Origin of the sequence: Glaciimonas immobilis, from assembly GCF_011947285.1 — a bacterium.
In the GTDB taxonomy this organism is placed as follows: domain Bacteria; phylum Pseudomonadota; class Gammaproteobacteria; order Burkholderiales; family Burkholderiaceae_D; genus Glaciimonas; species Glaciimonas immobilis.
This window is the reverse complement of the sequence record NZ_JAAOZT010000006.1, coordinates 536399-561413: the sequence shown is the minus strand read 5'-3', so window position 1 is coordinate 561413 and position 25015 is coordinate 536399. Positions and strand designations below refer to the sequence as shown.

The following is a 25015-nucleotide window of genomic DNA, read 5'->3' as shown; positions in this document are numbered from 1 at the left end:
TGAACCAGCAGACTAAAAATCATTGAAGCACCCACAAGTAGGCGAGGAATTTCGTCGCTTGCTGCAGGGTTTACCGCTTAAGTTGGCCGCCATACCTGCCGCCCACAGTGTAGCTGCGCTTGAAATCGATACAGCGGCGGCGTTACTGTCGGCAGCGAACGCATAAACTCTGACCATCGGGTGTGAAGCATCGACTTATTGTCACGTCACCCCAACGCCAACATTTATACGACGAAAATGTACCTGCCGCCCGGCGCCGTGGATTGCCGAACGTGGCGGCAAGCCGATGATGTGCCAGACCGGGCATTCGCTGGTCAAGGCACAAATGCGCGCGATCCGGGCACCGCTAGGCGAAAAAATGAGCGGGCATATTTTCTTCAAAGATCGCTGGTATGGTTTTGACGACGGCATGTACGCCGGCACGCGACCGCTGGTACTACTAAGCGCCACTGACGACCCGTCAGCAACGCTGAACCTATCGCCGCAATCGGTCAGCACACCGGAATTGCATATTGCACTTGCCGAAGGCGAAAATTTCGCACTCATCTCCGACCTGCTGGGCAGAGCGGTCTTCCCCGGTGCCGTCGAATTGATCGCCATCGATGGCTTGCGCGTCGAATACCCGGACGGCTTCGGACTGGCAGTAGCCTCGAATACGACACCGGTAACCGTGATACGGTTCGAGGCAGAAACTGCTGAGGGAGTAATGCGCATCCAGAACGAACTCAAGCGCTTGATTTTGGAAGCCCGGTCGCATGCAATCCTGCCCTATTAGTACAGCGCCCGCACAGGAAGATGTGCGGGACCGTATTTTCAAACTTTGTTGCCACCTCGGTCGCAAGCAACGCTGCACAGTGGCGACCCTTTCAATTTCCCTCTCCTGACTTTTCAGAACCTCGCCTCTCAGTTTGTTTTCAGCAGCAGAAGATCGGGTTCCATTAAAACGGTATACTCAGCTACCGGATGAGGCAGCTTCAAATGATTCATCAATGCGTAAATGTTTCTGACCTGATCGCGGAAATCAAAGCCCGCCTGAACGTATGCTCCCATGGATAAGTATCACCCAACTTGCCGATACCACGGTAATGTTACCGCTTGCAGCAGCATGTGCCGCATGGCTGGCATGTGCACGCGCATGGCGTATGGCGCTCTGGTGGTGTTTCTTGCTCGCGCTCGGACTGGCGCTTGTTACCCTTAGCAAAATCGCTTTCATCGGCTGGGGCATAGGTATTCCAACGCTCGATTTCACCGGTTTCAGCGGCCACGCGATGCGTACGACTGCCGTCATGCCCGTACTGTTTTATTTGCTATTGCAAAAATCGACGGTCGCTACCCGTATATCCGGGGTCATATTGGGGATGGCTCTGGGCGTATTCATGGGCATATCGCGGCTGGCCGTGCATGTACATTCAATGTCAGAAGTCGTCAGCGGGTGCCTGCTGGGCGCATGTGTCAGTATCGGCTTTATTTGGATTTCCCGCACTTTCCCCAAACCCGTCTTGCATCGCTGGCTAATCGTGCTCAGTTTGGTGGTATTGATACCAGCCCCGATGGCCAATCCGGCGCCTACCGAAAGGTGGCTCAACACTATCTCCCTGCTAATATCGAGACATGATAAGCCGTTTGAACGGGGATACTCCGGGAAGACGGCGTGTTGCGGGTTAGAATCGGATTAATCAGGCCACCCCAGCAGTCACGTGCAGCCCGCAACAGAGCAGCTAACAGAGACACAATCGGTGCTACCGGATCGTCTTCTTTCCCATAAACCGGCGAGTGCGAGGTACGTATCCTGATGAAACTGATACACCAGGAAACTGGATTATTGGTTCTCTTTTCCTATGGAACAGCAGTTACATTTTCTTCAATATCTGAATCAGGAATGGTATCGCCCATCGGAAGATACCGTTCGAGCAAGTGTTGATATTGCTTTAAAACGTCCGGCCAGGTGAAAGCGTCTTGAAAGCGCCGCTGCCCATGACGGCGCAAGTCTGCCAGCTTTGCCGGATCTGCCACCAGCGCATCCATAGCGTGACCGAAGTCTGTGGCCCCGTTGAAATACACTGCGCCATCCCCCGCCACCCAGCGGTTAAAACGGTTGTCATGCGCGATGACCGCATTACCCGCACCCATGGCTTCGACCAATGAAGGGTTGGTGCCCCCCACCTGGTGGCCATGCACATACGCGGCGCTATGAAAACGTAAGGCCTGTACCACCGTTTTGTCGTATATCGCTCCCACGAAACGTACTTCATTGCTGGCAGCAGCTAACACCGACTGATGATAGGGATTATCTTGTTGGTAATTACCCAGAACAACCAATTGATAGCCGCGTGGTCGCGCAGAGAAACCTTGTACCACCTCCAGAATTGAATTCTCCGGCTCGGCCCGCGCTATCACGGTCAAAAATCGACCCGACTCCAACCCCAGCGCAAGCACCGGCGCAAGCGGCGCACTGGTCACGCTATCGGCCCCGTAAGGGATGGTAGTGATCTTGTCGGCCGCTACCCTTGACTCTAAATGAGTTTTAATCTGCGGGTGATCGGCCACCAAATGGTTTCCAAGCCAGCAGCCCGCCCAATCGTTGAGCCAGAACCAGATTTTGGCTAATTTTCCCCACTTGACGCGCGACCATTCGATCCCATCCATATTGATCAGATTAGGCACGCCCTTCAAACGCAACAGGCTGCAAAATATCGCCGTGTTGTATCCAAGCGTGAGACACAAATCCCCACGCCTGGAAGCGTGCGCAGTGGCCTTCCAGTCAAATATCATGGTGCATCTGGACCCGCTTTTCGCCACCGGAATACGAACGCGCTCCACCCCATGCCATACATCCTCAACTTTTGTTCCAGCACCCTCTTCCTGGCAATACACCACCACGCGCCAGCCTTGTGCCACAAGATATAGGGCGAGATGTTCGGCAAAAGTTTCAAAGCCACCGTGCGCTGCAGGAATACCACGCGTACCGAGAATACGTAGGGTCCGAACCAAACCACTCATAGTTTCTTACTCCAAAAAAGAATTTTTTATGCTGCTCTACACGACTTACTCAATGTTTTCTACATCACTCAGGCAAGTGCAAACGGGAGCGCACTGCAATTAGCGCCCCATTGCTGCTAGGTAGCGCTCGCGTACCTGACGTGCTGGCGCGTCCCAATTGAACGACAATGCCCGTTCATGGCCAACACAAGAAAGTCGAATACGTTCTAACGGATCAGCGAGCAATTGCTTCATGGCCGCGGCCAGTGGAGCGACCTCATACGGAGAAATCAGCACTCCTGCGTCACCGACAACCTCGGGAATAGCCGTTGTATTACTCACGATGACGGGGACCCCAGAAGCCATTGCCTCAAGTGGGGGCATCCCAAATCCCTCTGCAAAAGCGGGATAGACAAACAAACAGGCATGCCGGTAAAGCACCGGGAGTTCGATATCGGAGACATCCTCGAAAACATGTACGCGACCCCAAAGATTTAACCGGGTAATCGTAGTGAAAACATCGTCAAACTGAAAATCCGGTTGTCCAATTAGTACAAGGGGTAATGCTTCCTTATCGAGCATTGCGTAAGCTTCTACCAAGAGGCGATGGTTCTTCCGTGGCTCCAGACGACCAACAGAAAGAATATAGCCCCCCGAAACTAATCCCCGTTTTTTCAGTAAGTGTTCACCTTCTTTGCCGGGAATAAAACGCGTGAAATCCGCTCCGTTTAACGCAACCGAAATACGACTTTCAGGAATGCCATATAGTCGCTTAATCTCTGAACGCGAAAATTCACTTACCGCAAATACATGCGCGGCATACTTTGCCGCTACCCGCATCAATACGCGGGAACGCAGAACAAATATCCACTCAAAGTATTCTGGATGTGTCTCAAATAACACGTCATGAATAGTCACTATTCCAAGACAAGACAATGGCCACGGAAGAATGTATTGCGTATGAAGGATATCCAGTTCGTACTTACGAGCAAGCCGGGGAAGCTGCCAATAAAGTCTTTTTAACGGATTAGCCTGAGGCATCCTGATACGATGTACGTTTGATGCAGAAAAGGTTGAAGACAAGGTTAGTAATAATTCAGGCTTATCGAGAAAGAGATAAAAATCGATATCCGGCGACTGCGCAATTAGCCTGGAAAACAATTCCAGCACATGCGTGCGGGAGCCTTGAAATTTCCCATCCAAAACATGAAAATCAATACCAATTTTTAGCCTCATAGAGCACTCCGGTCAAATAAGGCCACATTTAGCAGCAAAATATCCGCACAAATAAAACCCTCCTGAACACGAAACCTCCCATGCCAGCGCAAGGCCGCCAGGTTAGAGGATGAAGACATCGAAGCGGCCACGATCTGCCACCACTGAGCTACAAAATAAAGTTTAAGGCAATCAGCAAAACGCTTGAGGCCGCTACGCGTTGCAGGGATTCTGCATGCGCCGGGGCTATGTAAAATCTGCACTAAATTACTCACAATTTTTTCTTCCCTAGGATGTTGGTGTACGGCTTCGTTGTCGATTGTGCGAGGTAGACCAAATCACTTCATTCATTTGCGTCTCGTAGGCAGCTAATGAAAATCGTTCTAGCTGACGAGCGCGACCTGCGTCCCCCATGCGTTGCCGTAAATCCGCGTCGTTAATCATTTTCTCCATCGCCGCGGCAAGCGCGTCCACATCACAGGGATTCACCAGATAACCCGTCTCGCCATGCACCACGATTTCCAAAAGCCCTCCATGGGCCGCAGCAATGACCGGTCGGCCGAACCCCATAGCCTCAATGGCTACCCGACCAAAAGGTTCAGGGCTGGTAGACGGCACGACGACTATGTCGGCAGCAATCCATACCCGTTCAATATCTGCGTGATAGGGAATCAGTACTACCCGCTCAGCGCAATTCATGCGCGTGATGCAGGCGTCCAGATCCCGCTCGTAATGTTCCTGCCCAACGGGCGCCGAACCAACGATGGCCAACCGACCGCTACAAGCTGTTTTAGCAATCAATCGCGAAAATGCATGCACCAGCAGTTGTTGACCTTTCCAGGCGTTGATACGACCCACTAGCACAAACAGAATGTCGCGCTCTCCGGCACCTAGGCTGGCTCGCTCAATCTGACGGTGGACTTTAACTTCAGGTGCTTCATAACCATTCCAGATGACGCAATATTTTTCTGCTGCACTAGGGACGCTGATCCAATCCCGAGTATGGGCGGAGTTGCAAACAACTACCGCAGACAGTTTTGCCACCAGATGGCGAAAACTCCAAGTAAGCGCTCTTGATCCTTCTAGCAGTTCGCGTACATGCCAGACATGGGGAATGCGCCATAAGCGGGCACAAAATGCACCACCCATCACCGCAACCGTATTCGAATACACGAGGTCGAAACTAATGTTGCGGTGTACTCTGGTTAGAAAAAAGACAGAACGTACAGCCCGCTTGGTAAGTCTTAACATACCAAGCGGAGATAACATCGCACGTTCTATTTTGCATACCTCCCCCACTATCACCATTGCTCCCGCGTTTTCCAGTTCCCGGACCAGAATCCCATGTTCAGGCAAGGCAACCGTGAACTCCATATCGGGATTACGATTTCTTACAAAATCCAGTAGTGAGCGATCCGATCCATATAGCTCGGCCGATGAATGGACGACCAATACACGCAATTTTTTTGCTTTGAATTCCATTTACTTACTCGTCTCCGAACTCCAGCCAACCAAAATTACCTTAACCGTCAAATTGCTTTTACGCATTTCCAATAAAAGAAATAGTAATTTTTTTCCCAATAGAAGAGATATAACTACCCTTTCTGGTGCCTTTACAAACAAAATATTTAAAAGGACATTGCATCAATTCTTTTGCCAATTGCATCCACTTTTTCAATCGAAAATCTAACATCCGACCCTTCCGTAAGCACCAGAAGATCGTCCGGTAGCAATCAATAATAATATTTTTAAATTGGCCAACTTGCCATGCGTGACCGGGTAAGCTCTAACAAAAATTATTAAACACCCGTAGCTCTAACCCATTGTGGGACGCCTACCTCAAGCGCATGACCGACGGCGGCAACCGAAAATGTTTCCCGAGCTTCTGCGCGGTCGGCAGCGCTTACGGAGGAAGCATGCAACTCTTCACATACCGCCTTCGCAAACGCTACAGTGCCATCGGCAATCCGAAACAATAATTTAAAAGAGAAAGGTAGCCCGCGCGTACCCTGAGATGTGGTCACGATAGATGTATCAGTCATCAACATATCCAACATCTTCACCTGCACGCCACTACCTGTCATGACAGGATTAACCAGTACCCTGGCACCGAAAAGATAAGGAGTTGAATCTGGTACATCTGCGCAAAGCTCGACATTCGAAACCTTCTGGAGTATTTGACGAACAAACATGGTCGGGTTTGATCCCACTATGCGGCAGGAAATATTCGGAAATTGTTCACGTATTAATGGTAAGACTTCGTTGACTAACCATTCCACGCCACGAACGTTATTCGGTGTTGCAAGATTACCGACGAAAACCAGATCGCAAGGAAAAGTGTTTTCTGGCTTTCCTCTGAAGGCGAGCTCAGGAAGAGGTGGGAGCCAATGCATATGCTGCATTCCCTTTTTTTTCCAAAAATTCAAATCATCAACAGAGATATCAAAAACTGCAGTGGCACGCTGTAAAATTTTTTGCTCAAAATTTCTTAAGCCAATACAAGAAAGATGTAGTGCCAGTCTGTCGCGCCGCCTTACCGCAACGCAGGCTTGACCGCGCATATATATCGACTCCACATTATGCGAGCGATAAAGAAGAGGAATTTTAAAAGCATCCGAAAATCGTTCCGCCAGTACGCCGAGCCAAGGCCCGTCTAACCACAAGGCGTCGGGCTTGAACGTGCGAACGGACTCAAGCATTTTGTTATACGTGTGCGTATCTGGCACCCTGGTTGCGGTGTGCAAAGGACGCCAAAAAGATCCAAGCAGTCGCTTGACGGTTAAGACAAAATTACGTTTGATTGGATATAGAAACTGCGTCGTAACTACGCTTGCAATGACGTCATGCACTTCCTTGGAAGGAAAATCATGTTCGCTGTTAATCGATGCGACAAGCATGACTTCATGTCCTAATGAAGACATGGCCTGAATACGACGCCATATATCGGCGCGCCCGCCCCTGTTCGCAGGAAACGGGATATCGGGAGAAAGTACGACTATTCGCATGAATTACTCCAAACAAGATACGCTTTGCATCTTTGTGGCTTTAAATGAGATTTTGATGTGTCAAACAGCAAAAACCGGCTATTGATGCAATGTTCTCTTATGACCGCAGTAACTAAAACTAACTCGCGTTAAACGTAACAAGTCTCTAAAGTGAATTAACACTAAAGGGGCAAAATTTGTGTGTAATTCCGGTTAGTTCCCTAACTGCGTATAAGGGATGGCTCGGAGCAAGCCTTAAAAGCCATTCTTTTAAAATTATTTGTATGGCTTACATTCCACATGTAGTACGTTCAAATGTATTCTGTTATTTGACATTTATTTGCAACGCCGCACAAATGCTAATGAGCGCGTAGGATCTTCGTTATTTGAAAGAAATGCATTCTTTACTGAATTACATCCAAGCACCAATTCATTTGCACCATTATTTTTTTCTGATGTCACTTTTAATCGTATTTCCATTAAGGTGTCGCGTGTAATTTGATCCGACACAGGTTTCTGTTTAACGAAAGACCAGACAACCTTTTTAGTGAAAATTTCATTATTTTTTATGCTATTAAAAAGCAGTTCTCCGTCAGGAAAATTACCTGAAACTATGGAAACCAATAAGGGCTGATCGGTACCGCCAATAATATTTTGTTCAACAATATTTTGGACCGCATTATGCAGATAAATACCCTGGCTCGCGTCAAATATCACGTTATTTTTAACGTTGACATTTCTTGTAAATTCGTCGAGATAAATTCCAGAAAAATAGTCCGTAACACCAAACTTCACGCTCGTATCACCCCTGACATCGACTATGAGGTTACCGGCAACTTCGACAGGAGGGCGGCGATCTTCCACATTTTGTCTCCATGTATATATGGCGCTACAATCGCTCATATAGCGACAGCTTCCTTTGATAAAGTTTCTGCGTATTTTCGCATCGCCAGAAAATCTTATTCCGATATAAGATGATCCCGAGACTTCATTTTGATCGATAGTCGCAGCCTGCGTTCGATGAGCATTGATGGCAGCAAGGCTAGGTGCTGGCCCCAGGTAAAGACCGGCATTAACAATCTTATTGTGCGATACCATAACCCGCGCTACTTCCGCAAAAAATATTGCATCCAGCCTTACGTCCTGTACACGTGAATTGGTAACTTCCGCATAACTGGCACCGGCAATCGAAATACCATTGCCAGCAGCGCGCATAATCACTACATCGCTAATAATGGCGGTGCTATCCAATTTCAAACTGATCGCATCGCCACCCGCAGCATCGAATGCAATTCCCCTGATTGATACAGACCCTTTGCCGGTAATCTGTAGCAGAGGTCCGGCAGAAACCAACGATACCGGCTGGGCTTTTGTGTTCCGTACAGTTAGAGACCGCCTGCTCTGATCATAGGCCCATCCATCTTCCTCCCCGATCATCCAGGCTTTGCCAGTCAGATAGGCACCCGCTTTAGGCCGCAATGGATACTGCAAAGGCGAGTCAAGCAAACCACCAACCCCATTTACAATTTTTTCTTCGATAAACCATTCTTGCGTTCGAGCGTGAAGGACGGAACCTGCTACATCCTTGCCATTCAATGACAAATGAGCAGGAATACGATCAAACGCGCTCACCGTTTCCGGCGTAAAAATCAAATATCCTTCTTTTGGAAATCGCGCTCGCAGGATCGGGGTATTGCCTGAAAATACCTGCACTACAGGCTTTTCCTGTTTTATCGTTTTTAAACCAGTACCGTTCAGTAACTCAGCCGGTAACCGACCATCAATCACAGGGCGCTGACCAGGATTACAGGTTCCAAACCCATTGATTGCCAAGTTTGTGGCAGCACTTCCTTGGAGCGACAACTGTAATGGCCCCTGAAAACGCTGGCCGCAAGCCAAAAAAATGCGGTTGCTGTCCCTTAACGAAAGCTTCATGAGTGGCGCGAATGTAGCAAACGGACCAGTACTACTCAACGCTGAATTAGCTTGCGCGGCAAGTCCGTCTGCTGCGTCACTTCCCTGGTCTGAAATGTAGTAGTCCATTGACCATGTTGACTGGCAACACAGCCACAGCATCACGGCGGCAAACCACAACCATGAAACTTTGGGTTGTTGTACCGCATTTCTCATGTGGTTTGTCCAAACATGCGCCTTAGCTTTAACTCTACGCGCAACAACAAGTGACCAAGTACCCATTTAGGTCTCGGACAATACCGCGCGCGTACACCGTCACGTTCTGATTCACAACTGACATGGTTCGTAACATGGGTGCCCGCATCGTGAAAAAGTGCAATATCCCTCGGCACATATAGCAGCGGCTTTTGTGCCTTGAAAACCCGGACAAACCAGTCAAAATCTGCGTTGTAGCGCAGGCTGATATCAAAATTACCAAGGTTTGCGAACAACGGCCGTGCAGCAAAAGCAGCTTGGTGGCATAAATCACCAAAGATTAAACGATGGCGCGTGAGCCAATTGAAGCGCTTGCGACGTTGACCCTGCATACCAAAATAAATAACATCCCCATAAACCAACTCTGGGGGGGTGGCAAGAACATTGGCTGCATCGATGGCTGCGGCTATGTCATGAAGCACACCAGAATCCGCAAAGCGATCACCTGCATTCAAAAAAAACAGCCAATCGCCGGTGGCCATGGCAATGCCTTTGTTCATGGCATCATAAATACCTTTATCAGGCTCGCTGACAAAAATATCAGGAGACTGGATGGTTAACCAATCTAGCGTTCCATCATTGGAGGCGCCATCAACTACTATCCATTCATAGTCATCAAAGGACTGTCCCTTTAATGAAGCAAGCGTATCTGGTAAAACGGTTAACGCGTTGTAACAAACTGTAATTATCGAAAATCGCGGCATATCGAAAGGTTTGGATACTAGCTCCATCACGCACTCCTTTTGTTACGCGCATACACTGGCAAGAGCTTTAGCACATGCAGGCGAACGTCGGCAGATTCACCGCCCGTCCGATCTGTAAAGTCATTAGCGGTAAGTAGTGCATCAGTTAAAGTGGTTAAATCATCGAATAGCCGAAGTTGATTACTTTGGCCATAACTTGCCAGTTCAGAGGTACCACCTCGTCTTAACGCATAACAAATTTTTCCTAACCGTAAAGCCTCGATAATAGTGGTGCCGCAAGCCTCCTCCCACATTGAGGGGACAACCACAACATTGGCATTGCGCGTGGCAGCAACCACTTCTGGATATGAGCAATATCCGTGTATCCGGACCAAGCTATCGACATACTTTGCGTCTATCATTTCGCGTAGCGGACCATCCCCATACACATCTACGCGCCAATTTGAAGGCAATCTCGGCTCAATCAAATCCAAGAAGGTAGAGATGCCTTTCCCCGCATCGAGTCGCCCTGCGACATGAATGTGAAACGTTGTGGTGTTCATTTCAGTTTGTTTTGTGAACAAACTCTCACCCAGTAAATCCTCGTTAACAAAATTGTGAATAACGATAGTCTTTTCGAGTAATACTTTTGGCATCGTTAAAGCATAATTTTTTCGCAAAAATTCTGATACAAACACGACTGGATGCAATTCGAAAGCGGCCGAAGTTTCATCGCGATAGCGTTGCACTGCATGCGCACTAAGTTTCGTATGTACCAAGCCAGGGCTGGGATGAATACACTTTGCACATTCTGCAGGAGAACGCTCGACGCAAATTTCACCATGTCTAAACCTTACGTTAGTAATGCAGTCACCGCCTTGATCGTGTCGGGTTTGGACAAAGTTCACCCAAGGCGCGATATAACGGCCGACCATTGGCTGGTGCCCGTGATAATGCACGACGTCAAAACTCTTCGCATAGGACTGGATTTTTTTAGCCATTTTTTTGGCAAAGTAAGGACGCTTCCACGAATTAAAAAAGCCGAGTTGTGACTCTTTCCAGCCCCTTAAAGGGTTTCCAAAAGCCGCTATAAATTTGCCCTGGAATCCCATTTCCTCAGCGCATAAAATATAGCTCGGTGTGTCACAACCCATCAAAGAAACTTCGTGTCCGGCTGCGATAAGGGCATTTCCCAGCGCTATAACGTGCTTGCCCAGGCCACCGAGTGTCTTTGATGGAATGTCCTCTGAAACTAATAAAATTTTCATATCTGGTTCGATTTGCAAAATAGTGCGAGCCGGGAAAAAACGATATTACGGTGCTGTGGAAGGCAAACTTTACAAATGCCACCCACTAATATTAATAATCCCATCAGAGTTCCACAGGCCAGAAGATTCAACCATCCACGGCTTGCAAAGGACGTCAATAAAACCCCAACGATCCCTACAGGTACCAGCACAATTAGCGGCACCAAATATGCTTCATAAAACAAACTGTTAAGCGATACGGGTACCGTACGACCATGAACGTAAATCACAAATGATAAGGACATCACGGCCGACGCTAGCAAATGAGCACCGGCTGCACCTACTATTCCATATCGCCATACGCCTAAAAAAATCAGACCCAATCCAAGTACGGCACGCGCCAAGGCAAATATTCCACTAATCTTTGGATGCCCGATGCCATCATTAATAAGTGTCGGCAAATTAGTCAAAGAATCAATCCATTGTGTAAAGGCGATCATGACCATGACTGTAGTGCCGACACGGGCGAACTCCGTACTCATCCATAACGACAGGATGGGATGGGCAAGCGTGGCCAGCATTAACGCGATTCCGCCGTTAATAAAGAACATATATCGGGATGCCAGTAAGTAATCGCGCTTCAATTCAACCAGACGCCCTTGTTCGGCCAGCGCACTTGCATGGGGAAACATTACCCCTGAAAATCGGAACACCAGCGACATCACGCGATTGGCCAACGTAGCAGGTACGACATAAAATGTTAATGCTGTGACACCAGCACTAGCTCCTATAATGAGTTTGTCGGCAGTGTTATAAGTCAGCGCTGCCAATTTACTAAGAAAAGAATAGGCACTAAACGATAGCAAAGTATTGCGAATTTCAATACTGGGCACTGCCCAGTTAATAAACGGCATAATCTGGATCAGCTTTCGCCATACGACGACGGTCTGCAATATGCTCATAGCCACGCGAAGAAGCACCAGGTCCACCAAATCAAATCCAAAATAAAGCAAGGCGACTGTAGCGAGCGGCACCATGGTGCCAAACACAGCTTCGATTCGTCCAGATATATCAAACCGCATCAAAGCACCGGGTAGGCTCTGCACATAAGCTTGCACTTGTCCGGTAGCAAAGCCGAACGCAGCAATTTGAAGCGCTAATATGGCCTCAGCCTGTTTGTTAGCCGATACTGTAAATACATGCGCCACTAAAAATCGTGCAGAAAAAAACAGGCCCATCATTCCGACAACACCGATACCTACATAGATAAGGAGGCCAAAACAGATTGTTTCATTTAGACGGTGGGTATCGCCGGAGGCATGGTATTGCGCCACATACTTGGTAGACCCTGCTGTAATATTTATATCCAGTAACGCAAAATAACCCACGATGGATGTGATCAGTATCAACAGTCCATAGTCTCCGGTGCCTAGAACCGAAATAATATAAGGAATGGTCGCAACAGCAAGTACAGCAGGAGCAGCTGCTCCCAAAAAATTGAATCCAGCATTGCGTATTAACGTCATGCTATCCCTTTATTTTTTGTGAGATTGTGTAGGCCATATAGGGAAGCGCAAACGTAAATGCCATCAACTGCATCGTTCTAAATTCAATAACCGGCGTTCCGATTAACCAATTTGGTAGCATAAACAATATTCCGGCCAGCCCCCCCATCAGTAGACAAAGTTCAAAAGATGCCATGCCACCTTTTACTTTTAACGAAAAACGTATAACACCAACAAAAGCTGCAAGTGAAATCGCGACACCGAGTAGGCCGCTTTTAAGCGCAAGATGCATCACGCCACTATGCATCCATCCGAAATTACCGTGATGCCAAGCTAATTCTGAAAATCGAAAACCGCTGTATCTGCCCCAAGCGCCCAATCCTAGCCAAGGACTTTCTTTCCAGGTTAAAAAAGCGGCAAAGAGTTCTGAAAAACGACCTGTCGTAAAGTTTAAGCCACCTCCAGATGCGACATCAGGAAACAGTCGCTCTATAAGGGAACCCTGATGAACACTTTGTACAGAACGCTGCAACATTTTATATACCAGCAGCGGTAATCCGCCTAACAAGTAACCAGCGATTAAACGATAGCGCACGTTTTTTTTCTGACAAAAAGAGAACAGCAATGCCGCAAGCGCCAGCCCTCCCCATGCCGTACGACGGCAGGAAAATACGATAATGAATAGCTCAAGCCCGACAATAGCGTAATACGCGATGCGAATAGGTGTTTTAGATATTTGATCGATAGAGAGACGCCAAGCAATAATGAAAAGAGCGAGCATGGCAATCAAGGTATCGTTGATATCGAAGAACGTTAACTTGACATCAATATGCTGAAAATTGGAATAGAAGTTTGCTGGATCCCCACCCAATGCAACAAAACGAACAAGGCCCCAAATTCCGCGCGTTACAGCACAAAAAAGCAAAACGTTAATAAGCTTTTTAAGGTCTTCAGCCTCTTTTACGCAAGAGGTAAAAACGTAAAAGGCAAACATGAAATTGGCGACATTCATCAAACCGCTGTACGCAACAATATCGTACCAATGAACCTGATCGTACATACTGCCGATCAAGATATTTCCCAGTAATATCAGCCCAAAAAGCAAAGCGGGAATTTTCAAATTGTGTGTAATTGGAGGCGTATTAGTCCAGGTGCGTCCTACAAAAGTCTGAACTACCAGGCCGAACAAAAAAATATTAATAGCCGAGAAAAAAAATATACCCGTGCCCCTATTGTAAAAACTCGAATTATCTATCTGATCAACGATACCCCAAGATGCATTTGGAAAATAAAAAAGCAGAGCGAGATAGGCAGCAACGCCCCACCATGGTTTTGTTGCACCGGTGACGACCAAAGTAGCGCCCGCTAAGGCAACAAATAGCGCTAAGAAAAATGGAGCGGCAGATAGTAAATAGGATAAAGTCGCGTTCATGGAAAATTACTCTTTGCCGCCAATGTGACCAGCTATCTTAAAATCCTGGTAAGCCATTGCTAACCCATCCAACAATGTAGTTGTTGCGGTCCAACCCATCCTAGTGAGTTTGGAAACACACATCAGCTTTCTGGGGGTGCCATCCGGCTTAGATACGTCAAAAGTTATATCGCCTTGATAGCCAACAACCTGCCCAATAATTTGTGCGACTTCAGTGATCGTCACATCATGACCAACACCGATATTGATCAACGGGGGCGCGAAAAGACTGCTCTCGATGTCAGCACTTCCAAGCGAATTAGTGTAGGTTTCCTCGTCCTGATTCATCAAAAAAACGCAGGCATCTGCCATATCCTCGCTATACAGGAACTCTCTTCTCGGTGTGCCTGTACCCCAGACTACGACTTCGCTCGCATTCGCTAGTTTTGCCTCATGAAACTTTTTGATGAGTGCAGGTATAACGTGACTGTTAGAGAGGTCGTAATTGTCACCGGGGCCATACAAATTGGTGGGCATTACCGCCAGATATTTAGTCCCGAATTGGCGGTTATAACTCCAACACATTTCAATGCCAGCTATTTTGGCCAAAGCATAAGGCCGGTTTGTCGCCTCTAGCGATCCGGTTAATAAATATTCTTCCTTCATCGGTTGCGGCGCCAACTTAGGATAGATACAGCTGGATCCAAGAAATATCAGACGCTTGACGCTATTTTTGTATGCCGCATGGATAACATTGGTTTGTATCGCCAGATTATCGCGGATAAACGTGGCCGGAAAACTCTGGTTGGCGAGGATGCCCCCGACCTTCGCTGCAGCTAGGAAAACGTACTCTGGCTTTTCGTCGGAAAAAAAAGCCTCTGTAGCGGCCTGATCGGAAAGATCCAGTTCGGCATGGGTGCGCGTATGGGTATTTCCAAAGCCTTTATTTTTAAGGTTGCGCAGTATGGCCGAGCCCACCATACCGCGATGGCCCGCTACATAAATTTTGGCGTTATTTTCCATAGCCCCATTACTCATGATAATCAAAGGTATCAAATCCGTGCTTCTTAACCAATTCGTCGCGCTCTGCACTCTTCATGTCTTCACGAACCATTTCGGAAACTAATTCCTGGAAAGTGGTTTTCGGCGTCCATCCCAGTTTCTCTTTCGCCTTAGTTGGATCTCCGAGCAGCGTTTCTACCTCTGTTGGACGGAAATAACGTGGATCCACTTTGACTATGGTTTTGCCATTTTGATCGATGCCGACCTCATCGATACCTTGACCTTTCCATTGGATTCGCATACCAAGTTCATGCGCTGCGGCATCAACAAAATCGCGTACGCTGTATTGCACGCCTGTAGCAATTACAAAGTCTTCCGCCTGTTCTTGCTGCAGCATTAACCACTGCATTTCGACATAGTCTTTTGCATGTCCCCAGTCACGTAAAGAATCCATATTGCCGAGATAGAGACAATCTTGTAGACCCAGCTGTATGCGGGCAAGTGCACGGGTAATCTTGCGGGTAACGAAAGTCTCTCCACGCAATGGACTTTCATGATTGAATAGGATGCCATTGCAAGCATACATTCCATAAGCTTCGCGGTAGTTGACCGTGATCCAGTAAGCGTAGAGCTTGGCGACGGCATACGGACTGCGCGGATAAAAAGGCGTGGTTTCTTTTTGTGGCGTTTCCTGAACCAGTCCATACAGCTCAGAAGTTGAAGCCTGATAAAAGCGTGTTTTCTTTTCAAGGCCAAGAATTCGAATCGCTTCCAGAATCCGTAGCGTTCCAATACCGTCCGCATTCGCCGTATATTCCGGCGTATCAAAACTGACGGCAACGTGACTCATCGCGGCGAGGTTATAAATTTCGTCGGGCTGTACTTGCTGGACGATGCGTAACAAATTGGTCGAATCAGTCAGGTCACCGTAATGTAAAATAAAATTACGGTTCGATACATGCGGATCCTGGTACAAATTATCAATACGATCGGTATTGAAAAGAGAGGATCGCCGCTTGATGCCATGGACTATGTAACCTTTTTTTAAAAGGAACTCTGCCAAATAGGCACCATCTTGGCCGGTGACGCCAGTAATTAATGCAATTTTAGTCATATGCGATATGTGGATTTTAAATAATACGGATAGAAATAGAGTACTAAGTTTATCGACATCAGGTGCGTCAATAAAAAAAGTTGAACTAACCCAACCCCATTAACCGTTTCGTATTTTGTGATGACAGTTCAATGAAAAGAGAATTGACAAATAAATCTTGAGTCGAAAATGCCCGAGTAGTATCTTTATCTACAGAAGAGACTCTAAAAAGAAGTCCGTCGGGAATGACACCCTTGAGTCCGAATCGGAGTTCAAGCATTTTTTTATCGATCCCGCCGGTAGTAACCTTATCACCAATCGTAGTCCAATAAGTAACTGGTTCAGATCGGCCTATCCGGCTCGTTTCCAGACGGGTAACGACAATTTCACCTTTCGGTGTGGCCAAAACACTTAGGCGATTTGAGTTAATCTGAAAACCCTGTGACGGATAGCACACTTCAGGACGGTGCAATTCCAGGCCGTTTCGCTGATCGACTCCATATGCGATCGATAGCATGACCCTCTCACCTTTATCATTGACGTAAGTCCGCGACAGCGTTTGCGCGTAGAGCTTATTCATAAGTTCCACAGCCTCCGGGTCTACGACCGCCGTCACTGCATTCTTTTCCTCTACCCATCGTCCAAATTTAACTGGGACGATATTCTCAAGATCGAAAGCGGGACGATTTTTTGACAGGAAGTGGGTCGGTGTCATGATCCGCGTAGCACCTGCAGATACGATCATCAGGCAACCTAATATTAGACAAATGAAGAATGGCCGGCTCATGATTGGAGCCTTTCGAGCGCGACATGTTTCGAGGTATGCACTTTCACCATAAATTGCAGCAATGTATCCACACCGACAATTAGCGCTAAAGCGCTGAGAAACAACAGAATTCCCGCAAATCCATGCAAGAACCCTTGCCCGATCGCATCACCAAAATGGTAGGTTATTAAGGTCAACGTCATAACGCGAACGACATTGGCAGTAAACGAAATAGGTATTATCAGAAGGCCCAGCGTTACATTTCGGAAAACCGAAGTGTGCCGTGTGATGTTCAGATAAAACAATCCAAGCGCTTCAAGGCTTAGCAAGGTTTGCAAGCCAGCGCACGCGTCCGCCACCATTAATTGGTATTGTCCGATTTGCAAAATCACCCCGCTGCGTCCAATCGGATATCCCGCATAAAACAAAATATTTTCCGTCACGTACGAAACAGCTATCTTCATGGGCAAAGTCAGTGTCGCAACAATTCCTCCAAATAGTGGAATCATGAATAGCATAAAAAAAAATGGAAACCATTGAACTTTTATCGCACTTGCTCCCCATATGATCAACACAATACCTACTAATAGCACAATAAAAGAAGCTATCTCAAACATCAAAATACCTTGAGAGCGTCCAACGCAGTAGAGCAGCAAACCCAATATGCTGATTGGCCAACCGGCCACTGCGCCCGATTTCCCTTTGCTGGCCTTCAACATGGCGGGCCAGTTTCGGACAATCATCCACAGTGACAGACTGAGAATGATGGGGCCATGCGCATAACCTTCAGTACTCCATATGCCGGTTGCAAGACCAAAAAAAGTTGGGACGTACAGCACCAGCAAACCCACTATCAGGGGCCACCACGCCAACAGCATTTCTTTCCATGGCGAGCAGGTCGTCACACCTTTAAAAGTCTGCGCTTGTGACATTAGAAATCGACCATCACCGAGCCAACCACCTCGACACCAATACGGCTAAACTGATCCGCGGCTGCCTTGATATCGGCATACCTGGTCCGATCTTTACACGCTAACAGCAGGACGCCACCAGCCTTGGCAGCTATCCCTAAGGCATCCGCACCTACCGAGAAGGTTGGAACATCGTAAATGACGATATCAAATAATTTGCTTACACTGGTATTGAAAGCATCAAACGTTCTGCGACTAATCAGCTCCTGTGGATTGGGTGGCAATGTGCCAGCCTGCAGTACGGATAATTTATCAAAGTAATCCACTTCGGCAATCGCGTCCAGATCTGCCCGTCCGCCCAGAATATCCGACAGACCTTGCTTGCCTGAAAGGTTGAATATTTTATGCTGGCGCGGCGTGCGCAAGTTGGCATCCACCAGTAACGTTTGCTCGCCTAGTTGAGAAAAAACGACCGCGAGGTTGGCTGCAAACAAGCTTGAACCGTCACCCGAATTGACACTGACGATAGCCAGAGTTTTGCGGGCGCCGGTGAACCAGCGCAGCATTAGCTGACTCCGGATAGTGCGCAGTATTTCAGCTTGTTCACTAAATGGCTGGTAAATAGTGACCAGTTCAGGCGCGAAGTTTGCCAAGCCAGGTTGTAGATAGGAATAATCAAATTGTCGCGCCAGGACCAGCTGAATGTCAGCCTCGGTAATGAGACCCAGACTTTGCGCCGCTTCACCGAAGCGCATACCCGTTTCTTTTTGCTTGCGCACGATCTCCTCTACATCCGCAAAGGTAATCTTTCCAATGTCGAGCAAAAGGTGGCCTATGCTCGATTCACGTACTGGATTGAACGGTGAGACTAAATCACTCGCGATAGGTTGGTTCATCTGGCGATCCATGATTCAATTGAGTTTTGGGTTGTGGCCCAATACCCGTTTATAAAATTTAATGCGCTGTGGCTGGGGCGAACTCCACTGCAGCACACCGAGTACCGGCACATTTAATATCTCCATCAGATCGTCTATAGAGCGTATGCGCCGGTTCCTTAGCTCGGCCAGCAAACTAAAGGCCAGTCCTAACAGAGTGCCTAAAAAGACCGCAACCAGGGTATTGAGCAAGACTTTAGGACCTGCTGGCAAAATGGGGGCAATTGCAGTAGTAAGTACCGCAATGTCGGACTGGTTAGATTGCCCTTCCATATTGGTCTGGTTATAGCGCAGCGCAGCGCCTTCGTAGGCCCGTTGCGCACTTTCCATCTCGGCCGTCAGGACCTTGAATTCATCCCGCGTGCCATTCAAAGCGATGACCGTACTCTTTTGTGCCGCAAGGGCAGCACGAATTTCCGCTTCACGTTGCTGGAAAATACGGGCATTGCCAGCAACACCACCGCTTGCCAGTTTTATTTGTTCGTCTAGATTTACGCGCAACTTTTCAATTTCGGATTTGGCCGATTTATATTGCGGATGATTGGATCCCAGTTGTTGCGAGGTATCGGCAAATTTAGCTTCTGCAAGCGACAAGGTGGATTTGAGGTTCTGAATTAACGGGTTGGCCAATACATCCGGAGAAACATTGCCATTGCCTTGCGTCTGACGTTGGCGTGAACTGGCTTCCATGGACTGTGCCTGCGCTTGCACCAATTGACTGGATAAATCGCCAAGGCGGGCCGCTTCAACATCAATGCGATTATCTGCGTTCACAATACCGTGCAATTTCTGGTAAGCCGATAATCTGTTTTGCGTGATTTCCAGCTTCTGACGTAACCCTTTGATTTGGTCAGTGATATAACCGGATGCTTTTTGCGAGGGCTCGACCTTGAGCTGGGTACTAATTTGCAAATAAGCTGCAGCAAAAGCATTGGCGATAGTTGCCGTAAATTGGGGGTCAGATCCCTTGAAACCGATTTCGATCACACTGCTTTCTCGCGAAGGTGCAACCTCCATCTTCTTCTGTAGTGCCTCTGCAAGCCAGTCCCGAATAGTGCCCTGTCCCTTGGTTGCTGCAAAAAATTGCGCCTGCACGGCAGGACTATCGATTAGCTTAAGATCGTCGACCACTCTTAAAGCCACAGTGCGGCTGCTGATAATATCGACTTGTGTCGCCATATATCCTGGCATCAGCAGCGCTGGCAGCGCAATTCCTGTCACAGGGTCTATCCCCTTATAGTTGAGAACCAGTGAAGTGGTAGCTTTATAAGTATTGGGCATGATCAGACTCACTAACAACGTAATGACGACGGTGGCCGCCAACGTGATGAGAATGATTTTGTAACGGGCGCGCAGGATAAGCAAAAATTGGGTGAAATTCATTATTTACTCTCGAAACATAAAGGTGCATTCAGGCGGATATAAGACTTAAAGCAACATCAAAATGTTTGAAAAATGCGTGACTTGTATCAATCGCCGATAAGAATTTCAGAAACAAAATGGGCAGTCAGATGCGGTAGCGTGTCATATAGCGGACCTCCGCATTAAGCCTCGCCCATGACAGTGATGTTGATATACGAAAGGATTTAATTATAGGAAATATAAGTATCAGTAAACCTACCAATACCTACCTTTCCTGATATTTCTTCTATTAGCCATGCCTACAATTTATTTACGTTGCGGGTGTCGGTGCGCGGCGTAGCTTTAAGAGTTGGCATGAGAGATTGCCCGCCCTTGCAAACAATCAAAACAAGCTTTCTTGTACATACACGACGTCGTCAGGACCGACCAGATCATCATGCTTCGCAACAATTTCATGCAGCACGCCTTTTTCATCACGGCGTTTCAAACGCACACCGCGTGCGGTTCCGCGCTGGTTCAGGCCACCACCGACCGATAGCGCCTGCAATACTGTCATGTCACGCTCCAGGCGATACGTGCCTGGACGCTGAACTTCCCCATAAATATAGAAGCGCGGTGCGCGCTCGACGTAAATAATATCGCCGCCCGCCAGGTCCTGGTTGGTTTGCATGTTGGCGGAACGGACCATCTCGATCAGATCGATGATTTCTTTGGTGGTTTTGCCGTCACGTGTGCGTAGCAAGGTAACGGTATCCGCTGCATCTGCATTGCCACCACCGGCCAGCGCCAGAATGTCGGTAAGGCTGCGGCGCCCGTCTATCGGATAGCGGCCCGGACGATTGATCTGCCCTAGTACCGATACCTGCTGACTTTGCATCAAAGTGACGATCAAATTGACTTGGGCGTTGTGGATAAAGCTGCCGGTCTCCAGCAAGGTGGCGATTTTTTTTTCTACCTGTGAGGAGGAGACGCCGCCAACCAGAACCTCACCGATCAATGGAAAGGAAATGCTGCCCGCTTCGCTAACGCGGGTTTCGAGTGTCAGATCGGGATGATCAAAGACGGATATTTTGACAACGTCACCGGCACCCAGCTTAACGTCAGCAGCAAAAGCGCTCACGGATGCGCCGCTGATGATACTAAGCAGTAGCGCGAGTATTACAAGGCAATTTTTTTTCATGTTGACCCATTCCATTTCAGCTTTAAATAAGTTAACTGCATATCTTGTTGCGCAAAAAAAGCGCATTTGCTTTCTGAATTTGCATTCCGAATTTGCATTCCAAATTTGCATTCCGCATTTGTTTTCCGCATTTTTTTTCTTTAGATAGTGCGCATATTTACGTAAGCAATCACTTCAGTCCCGCTACACCGCGTGCGATATTACCTGCTGCGTCCGCCTTCGGAACTGGCGCGGCAGCAGCAGCAGCAGCAGCAGCAGCAGGGGCTGTTACATCTTTGTTGATGAGGCCATCGTTGAGATAGGCGATTTTGGCGCCCATGTGCAAACGCGCAATTTCTGCGATTTCAGCTTCCTTGTTTTTTTGGTTGATCAAAAAACGCTCAATCTGCGCTGAAGCAGCTGGTCCGGTGACTGGCGTGTCTTTGATATCTTCAATCGCAATCAAAATGCTGCGCTGACCTTCCTTTAGCGTAAACAACTGTCCTTTGCTCATCGACTTCATGGCTTTGACCACATCGTTGGGCAGGTCTACGCTGGTGCGCGTGACATGGGTAGGTGCAAAGGCAATTTTCTTACTGTCCAGCCAGCTTGCCACCTCATTCAGGGACTTTGCCGTACCCATCAACGCGGTTAGTTCAGGACTCAGATTTTTGGTATCAATGACCAATTCTTTTAATTCAAATTGTTTGCGCAGCGAGAATAAATCAGGATTTTTCTGGTAAAAGCTATCGATATCCAAAGCCGATGGCCTGCCATTATTTGCGATTTTTCTTTGCAAATACGCTTGCGCCAGTATCTGGGCTTTATCGCGCTCGATGGCTTGCATTACCAGAGGATCGCGCTCCAGCTTTTCTGACTGCGCTGCGGTCACCAGTAACTGGCGATCGATCAATCCTTCGAGCACCTGCTTTTTGGTGAAGGTCTGCTGATCACCTGTGCGTTGCAATTCGTCGTTGAGTTGCAATATCGTAATATCTTCACCATTGACGCGCGCCAACGACTGGCCGGGGGCTTTTTCTGTATCGCCGCATGCGGACAAAGTGGCTGCCAAAAATACCAGCAACGCACTACCCACCATACGTCTTGCAGGCAGAACGGCATTAGATAAGCGGAACAGTGCACTAAGGGAATTCGTCAAAACTTCACTCCTTCAACGAGGTAATTAAATCGGGACTGACCATGGCAAATTTAAAACTCATAGTGAGCGTTAACATGCGCGCCATTGGCACGAAAGCCCAATTGGGGGATGGAAGAATTAAGGGTTTCATGGGATATTGCAGCACCTAATTGCAGATGCGAATAAGGCAGGTAAGTCAGCGCCAGCATGGCTTTGCGGTCGCTGTCATTGCGCGTGGACGGCGTCAGGCCGCGTAGAATGGCCACACCGTTATAGGCGCGCTGCTCGACGTTATAAGAAGCATCTAGCCGGACCTTCGACGCCACCGCCCATCCAGCGGTCAGATTCACGCCACGGACCAGTGCATAGTTGGCCGTCAGATCGTAGACCGCACCGATTTCACGCCATACACTCAGGCTTAAGCCGACCTTTCCGGTAAGTGCTAAATTTTCGACCAGGCGGGCATTCACACCATTAAAATTTTGCGCGGTAAACGTGTCATAAGTCCGCTGTACCCAGCCGCCGAGAAACTGTAACCGCGTTTTTCCAGTGGCCTGCCAATCGATTTTACCTTTGACTTCGTTCTGAACATAATTGATACCTAGCACTGCGCCAGTACAGTAACTATCGGGACAACCGCCATGAATATGGCGTAATTGCACACCAACGGTACTGCTGCTGGCAGCCAGGTAATCCAACCCTAGCTCGGCGGTATCCTGGGCCTGATCGCCGCCGCGCAATGCCGCCAGATCGTAGGTCAACAGGTAGCGAGTAAGAGCGCCACGGGCACGCCAGTCTGCACCGAAGCGCCAGGCGGCATCCACCGAGTTGGTCCACTGGCGACGTACATTTTTTTGACGCAGCAGATCAGTTTGACTGGTACGAAATGCGTCAAACGGGGTCAACGATTCCGAATAACTGGTCGATAGATTGCCCTCTATATCGTTACCTACGTGCCAGTTCCAGTTCGCCAGCGCATCCACGCCGGTATTATCAAACTGCTTGAAGTGATTGTAACTGGTGCGATTCAGACTGAGGTCAGCGGTGAAATGTTGCAGACTAATTTGCTTATCTAAGCGTAAGCCACCGGCTGCGCGTCTGACGGTGTCTGCCATCTGATCGCTTCCTTTAGCCGAATTGGCAGCGGAATCATTATGAAAGCGTAACAGGTTATCCTCGTAAAACAGGCCGTAATCTGCGTAAGGTGTAACAACGTTAGGGAGACTGCCGTCGCCCATTGCAGCAGATGCGGGAGTAGCAAAAAGAGAGCTTAAAATGATGGCGCAAAGTGACAGCGCAAAGGAACGAGGAGTATTTTGAAGCGGATACATAATAAATGTGTGCATTGAGTCCAACTGCAAGACTGAAAACCGATCTATGCGTCTGTGCGTGTTTTTACTGACTAGTCAGAAACGACTGATGAGGTAGCGCAAATTGGTAAAAATCTGCGACACCCCCGGTTTACTCGCGCTCACCAACTGTTATGTCGGTTGGCGCTAGCGTCAACCTCACAACGAAAATTATGCGTTTGTTTTTTTCGATGATTTTCGACGTGCCTTGAAGCTGATAAACCCGAGACCCAGAAACATCATCGCGTAGCTGGCTGGCTCGGGAACGGGTGGCGTAGCAATAGGCAAATCCTGGTTAAAAGTTCCTACGGCAGTTCCTAACGTGAAACTGGTCGCAAAAGTTTGGTTTTTTCGAAAACCACTAATGGCCAATGAGATATCACTCTCTTGATTTGGTTTAAAGGTCAAAAAATCTGAGGTATAGGTAATAATTTGGTCAGGCGTTGCCGGATCAAAGTTCAGGATGCGACCACGAGCTGCAATTTCAGGCGAACCTGCACCACTGTTCGGATCCGTTTTAATCGTTACGGTCAGCAGGTTGTTTTTACCATTTAAACTGACATCACGCGTGAAGTGCAGCACTGTGTCGCCGGTGATCGCCAAAACGCCATTGGTACTCGTGTCCGTTGTCGACGACGTCATGGTCAAATGCGCCGCCTGATTTCCGGTCAGTGCTGTAGAAAGGCCTGTGATCAAATATTGAAAATTGACGGCATCGTTGAGCGTTCCAAACGTGCCACCAGTGCTGGTTTTAGTAAAAGCAAAGTGGCTATTTGAGGCGATGTCAGCAAAGTTTGCAAATGACGAGCCTCCGCTATCATCCGCAAATGCCATCGATGTGGCCGTGCTCAACGGAATTGCCAGTAAAAGCAGCAAGAACTTTTTTAAGGTCGGTTTCATATTTTTTCCAAATTTTATTGAAGCATCAATACTGCAGAATCGCTGGCCATGCCATTAACGCTGCACTTTTTTTATCGGGCTTTATGGTCAAATTCGGGTAGTCAATATCAACAATCGATCACCCCATTCAAGCTAAGCGCATATGAATGAAATAAACGCATACCCTTTTTCATTTCTTGAGTATATGCATGAAAAATGTCAGCATTT

Annotated in this window: 21 protein-coding genes; 2 read left to right on the top strand and 19 right to left on the bottom strand. The window is 48.0% G+C overall.

Features of this window, described 5'->3' with window-relative positions; translation table 11 throughout:
• Positions 1-286: 286 nt before the first annotated feature.
• Both HAV38_RS11545 and HAV38_RS11540 read left to right on the top strand, forming a co-directional pair.
• Entirely contained in the window at positions 287-775 is a 489-nt protein-coding gene (locus HAV38_RS11545; protein WP_311734809.1) for a phosphohexomutase domain-containing protein, read from the top strand.
• Between the two features lie 265 nt (positions 776-1040).
• Entirely contained in the window at positions 1041-1676 is a 636-nt protein-coding gene (locus HAV38_RS11540; RefSeq protein ID WP_168055491.1) for a phosphatase PAP2 family protein, read from the top strand.
• Between the two features lie 160 nt (positions 1677-1836).
• Here HAV38_RS11540 and HAV38_RS11535 read toward each other — a convergent pair whose 3' ends face one another.
• The 19 genes from HAV38_RS11535 to HAV38_RS11445 all read right to left on the bottom strand — a co-directional run bounded on the left by HAV38_RS11535 (position 1837) and on the right by HAV38_RS11445 (position 24808).
• Positions 1837-3000, bottom strand: a complete 1164-nt coding sequence (locus HAV38_RS11535; protein ID WP_209216721.1) for a DUF1972 domain-containing protein — start codon at positions 2998-3000, stop codon at positions 1837-1839.
• Positions 3001-3099: 99 nt separating this feature from the next.
• Entirely contained in the window at positions 3100-4215 is a 1116-nt protein-coding gene (locus HAV38_RS11530) for a glycosyltransferase family 4 protein (RefSeq protein WP_168055490.1), read from the bottom strand.
• A 267-nt stretch (positions 4216-4482) separates the two neighbouring features.
• Entirely contained in the window at positions 4483-5676 is a 1194-nt protein-coding gene (locus HAV38_RS11525) for a glycosyltransferase family 4 protein (RefSeq protein WP_168055489.1), read from the bottom strand.
• A gap of 317 nt (positions 5677-5993) precedes the next feature.
• Positions 5994-7199 (bottom strand): glycosyltransferase, encoded by a 1206-nt coding sequence (locus HAV38_RS11520; protein ID WP_168055488.1) that lies wholly within the window; start codon positions 7197-7199, stop codon positions 5994-5996.
• A 315-nt stretch (positions 7200-7514) separates the two neighbouring features.
• Positions 7515-9374, bottom strand: coding sequence for a right-handed parallel beta-helix repeat-containing protein (locus tag HAV38_RS11515; RefSeq protein WP_168055486.1), 1860 nt, complete (start codon positions 9372-9374; stop codon positions 7515-7517).
• Entirely contained in the window at positions 9305-10078 is a 774-nt protein-coding gene (locus HAV38_RS11510) for a glycosyltransferase family 2 protein (RefSeq protein WP_168055484.1), read from the bottom strand. Before HAV38_RS11510 ends, HAV38_RS11515 begins: the two co-directional genes overlap by 70 nt.
• Positions 10078-11298: a glycosyltransferase family 4 protein gene (locus HAV38_RS11505; RefSeq protein ID WP_168055482.1), complete on the bottom strand. Its 1221-nt coding sequence runs from the start codon at positions 11296-11298 to the stop codon at positions 10078-10080. The genes HAV38_RS11510 and HAV38_RS11505 overlap by 1 nt, the downstream gene beginning before the upstream one ends.
• Positions 11295-12803: an oligosaccharide flippase family protein gene (locus tag HAV38_RS11500; protein WP_168055480.1), complete on the bottom strand. Its 1509-nt coding sequence runs from the start codon at positions 12801-12803 to the stop codon at positions 11295-11297. Before HAV38_RS11500 ends, HAV38_RS11505 begins: the two co-directional genes overlap by 4 nt.
• 1 nt (position 12804) lies before the next feature.
• A complete protein-coding gene (locus HAV38_RS11495; protein WP_168055478.1) occupies positions 12805-14214 on the bottom strand; it encodes an O-antigen ligase family protein in 1410 nt (469 codons plus the stop codon).
• A 6-nt stretch (positions 14215-14220) separates the two neighbouring features.
• On the bottom strand, positions 14221-15216 hold the full coding sequence (locus HAV38_RS11490; protein WP_168055476.1) for a GDP-L-fucose synthase family protein: 996 nt from the start codon (positions 15214-15216) through the stop codon (positions 14221-14223).
• A gap of 7 nt (positions 15217-15223) precedes the next feature.
• On the bottom strand, positions 15224-16309 hold the full coding sequence (gmd, locus tag HAV38_RS11485) for a GDP-mannose 4,6-dehydratase (RefSeq protein WP_168055474.1): 1086 nt from the start codon (positions 16307-16309) through the stop codon (positions 15224-15226).
• Between the two features lie 85 nt (positions 16310-16394).
• Positions 16395-17075, bottom strand: coding sequence for an exosortase-associated protein EpsI, B-type (gene epsI, locus HAV38_RS11480; protein ID WP_168055472.1), 681 nt, complete (start codon positions 17073-17075; stop codon positions 16395-16397).
• Positions 17072-17986, bottom strand: a complete 915-nt coding sequence (gene xrtB, locus HAV38_RS11475) for an exosortase B (RefSeq protein ID WP_168055470.1) — start codon at positions 17984-17986, stop codon at positions 17072-17074. The genes epsI and xrtB overlap by 4 nt, the downstream gene beginning before the upstream one ends.
• Entirely contained in the window at positions 17986-18861 is an 876-nt protein-coding gene (gene epsG, locus HAV38_RS11470; RefSeq protein ID WP_168055468.1) for a chain length determinant protein tyrosine kinase EpsG, read from the bottom strand. Before epsG ends, xrtB begins: the two co-directional genes overlap by 1 nt.
• A 15-nt stretch (positions 18862-18876) precedes the next feature.
• Positions 18877-20283, bottom strand: coding sequence for a chain length determinant protein EpsF (gene epsF, locus HAV38_RS11465; RefSeq protein WP_168055445.1), 1407 nt, complete (start codon positions 20281-20283; stop codon positions 18877-18879).
• A 361-nt stretch (positions 20284-20644) separates the two neighbouring features.
• Entirely contained in the window at positions 20645-21442 is a 798-nt protein-coding gene (gene epsE, locus HAV38_RS11460; RefSeq protein WP_168055443.1) for a polysaccharide export protein EpsE, read from the bottom strand.
• 169 nt (positions 21443-21611) lie between these two features.
• Positions 21612-22580 carry an EpsD family peptidyl-prolyl cis-trans isomerase gene (locus tag HAV38_RS11455; RefSeq protein ID WP_245182331.1) on the bottom strand — a complete coding sequence of 323 codons (969 nt, stop codon included), beginning with the start codon at positions 22578-22580 and terminating at the stop codon, positions 21612-21614.
• A gap of 50 nt (positions 22581-22630) precedes the next feature.
• Positions 22631-23905: an XrtB/PEP-CTERM-associated polysaccharide biosynthesis outer membrane protein EpsL gene (gene epsL, locus HAV38_RS11450; RefSeq protein ID WP_168055441.1), complete on the bottom strand. Its 1275-nt coding sequence runs from the start codon at positions 23903-23905 to the stop codon at positions 22631-22633.
• A gap of 174 nt (positions 23906-24079) precedes the next feature.
• On the bottom strand, positions 24080-24808 hold the full coding sequence (locus HAV38_RS11445) for a PEP-CTERM sorting domain-containing protein (RefSeq protein WP_209216719.1): 729 nt from the start codon (positions 24806-24808) through the stop codon (positions 24080-24082).
• Positions 24809-25015 lie beyond the last annotated feature (207 nt).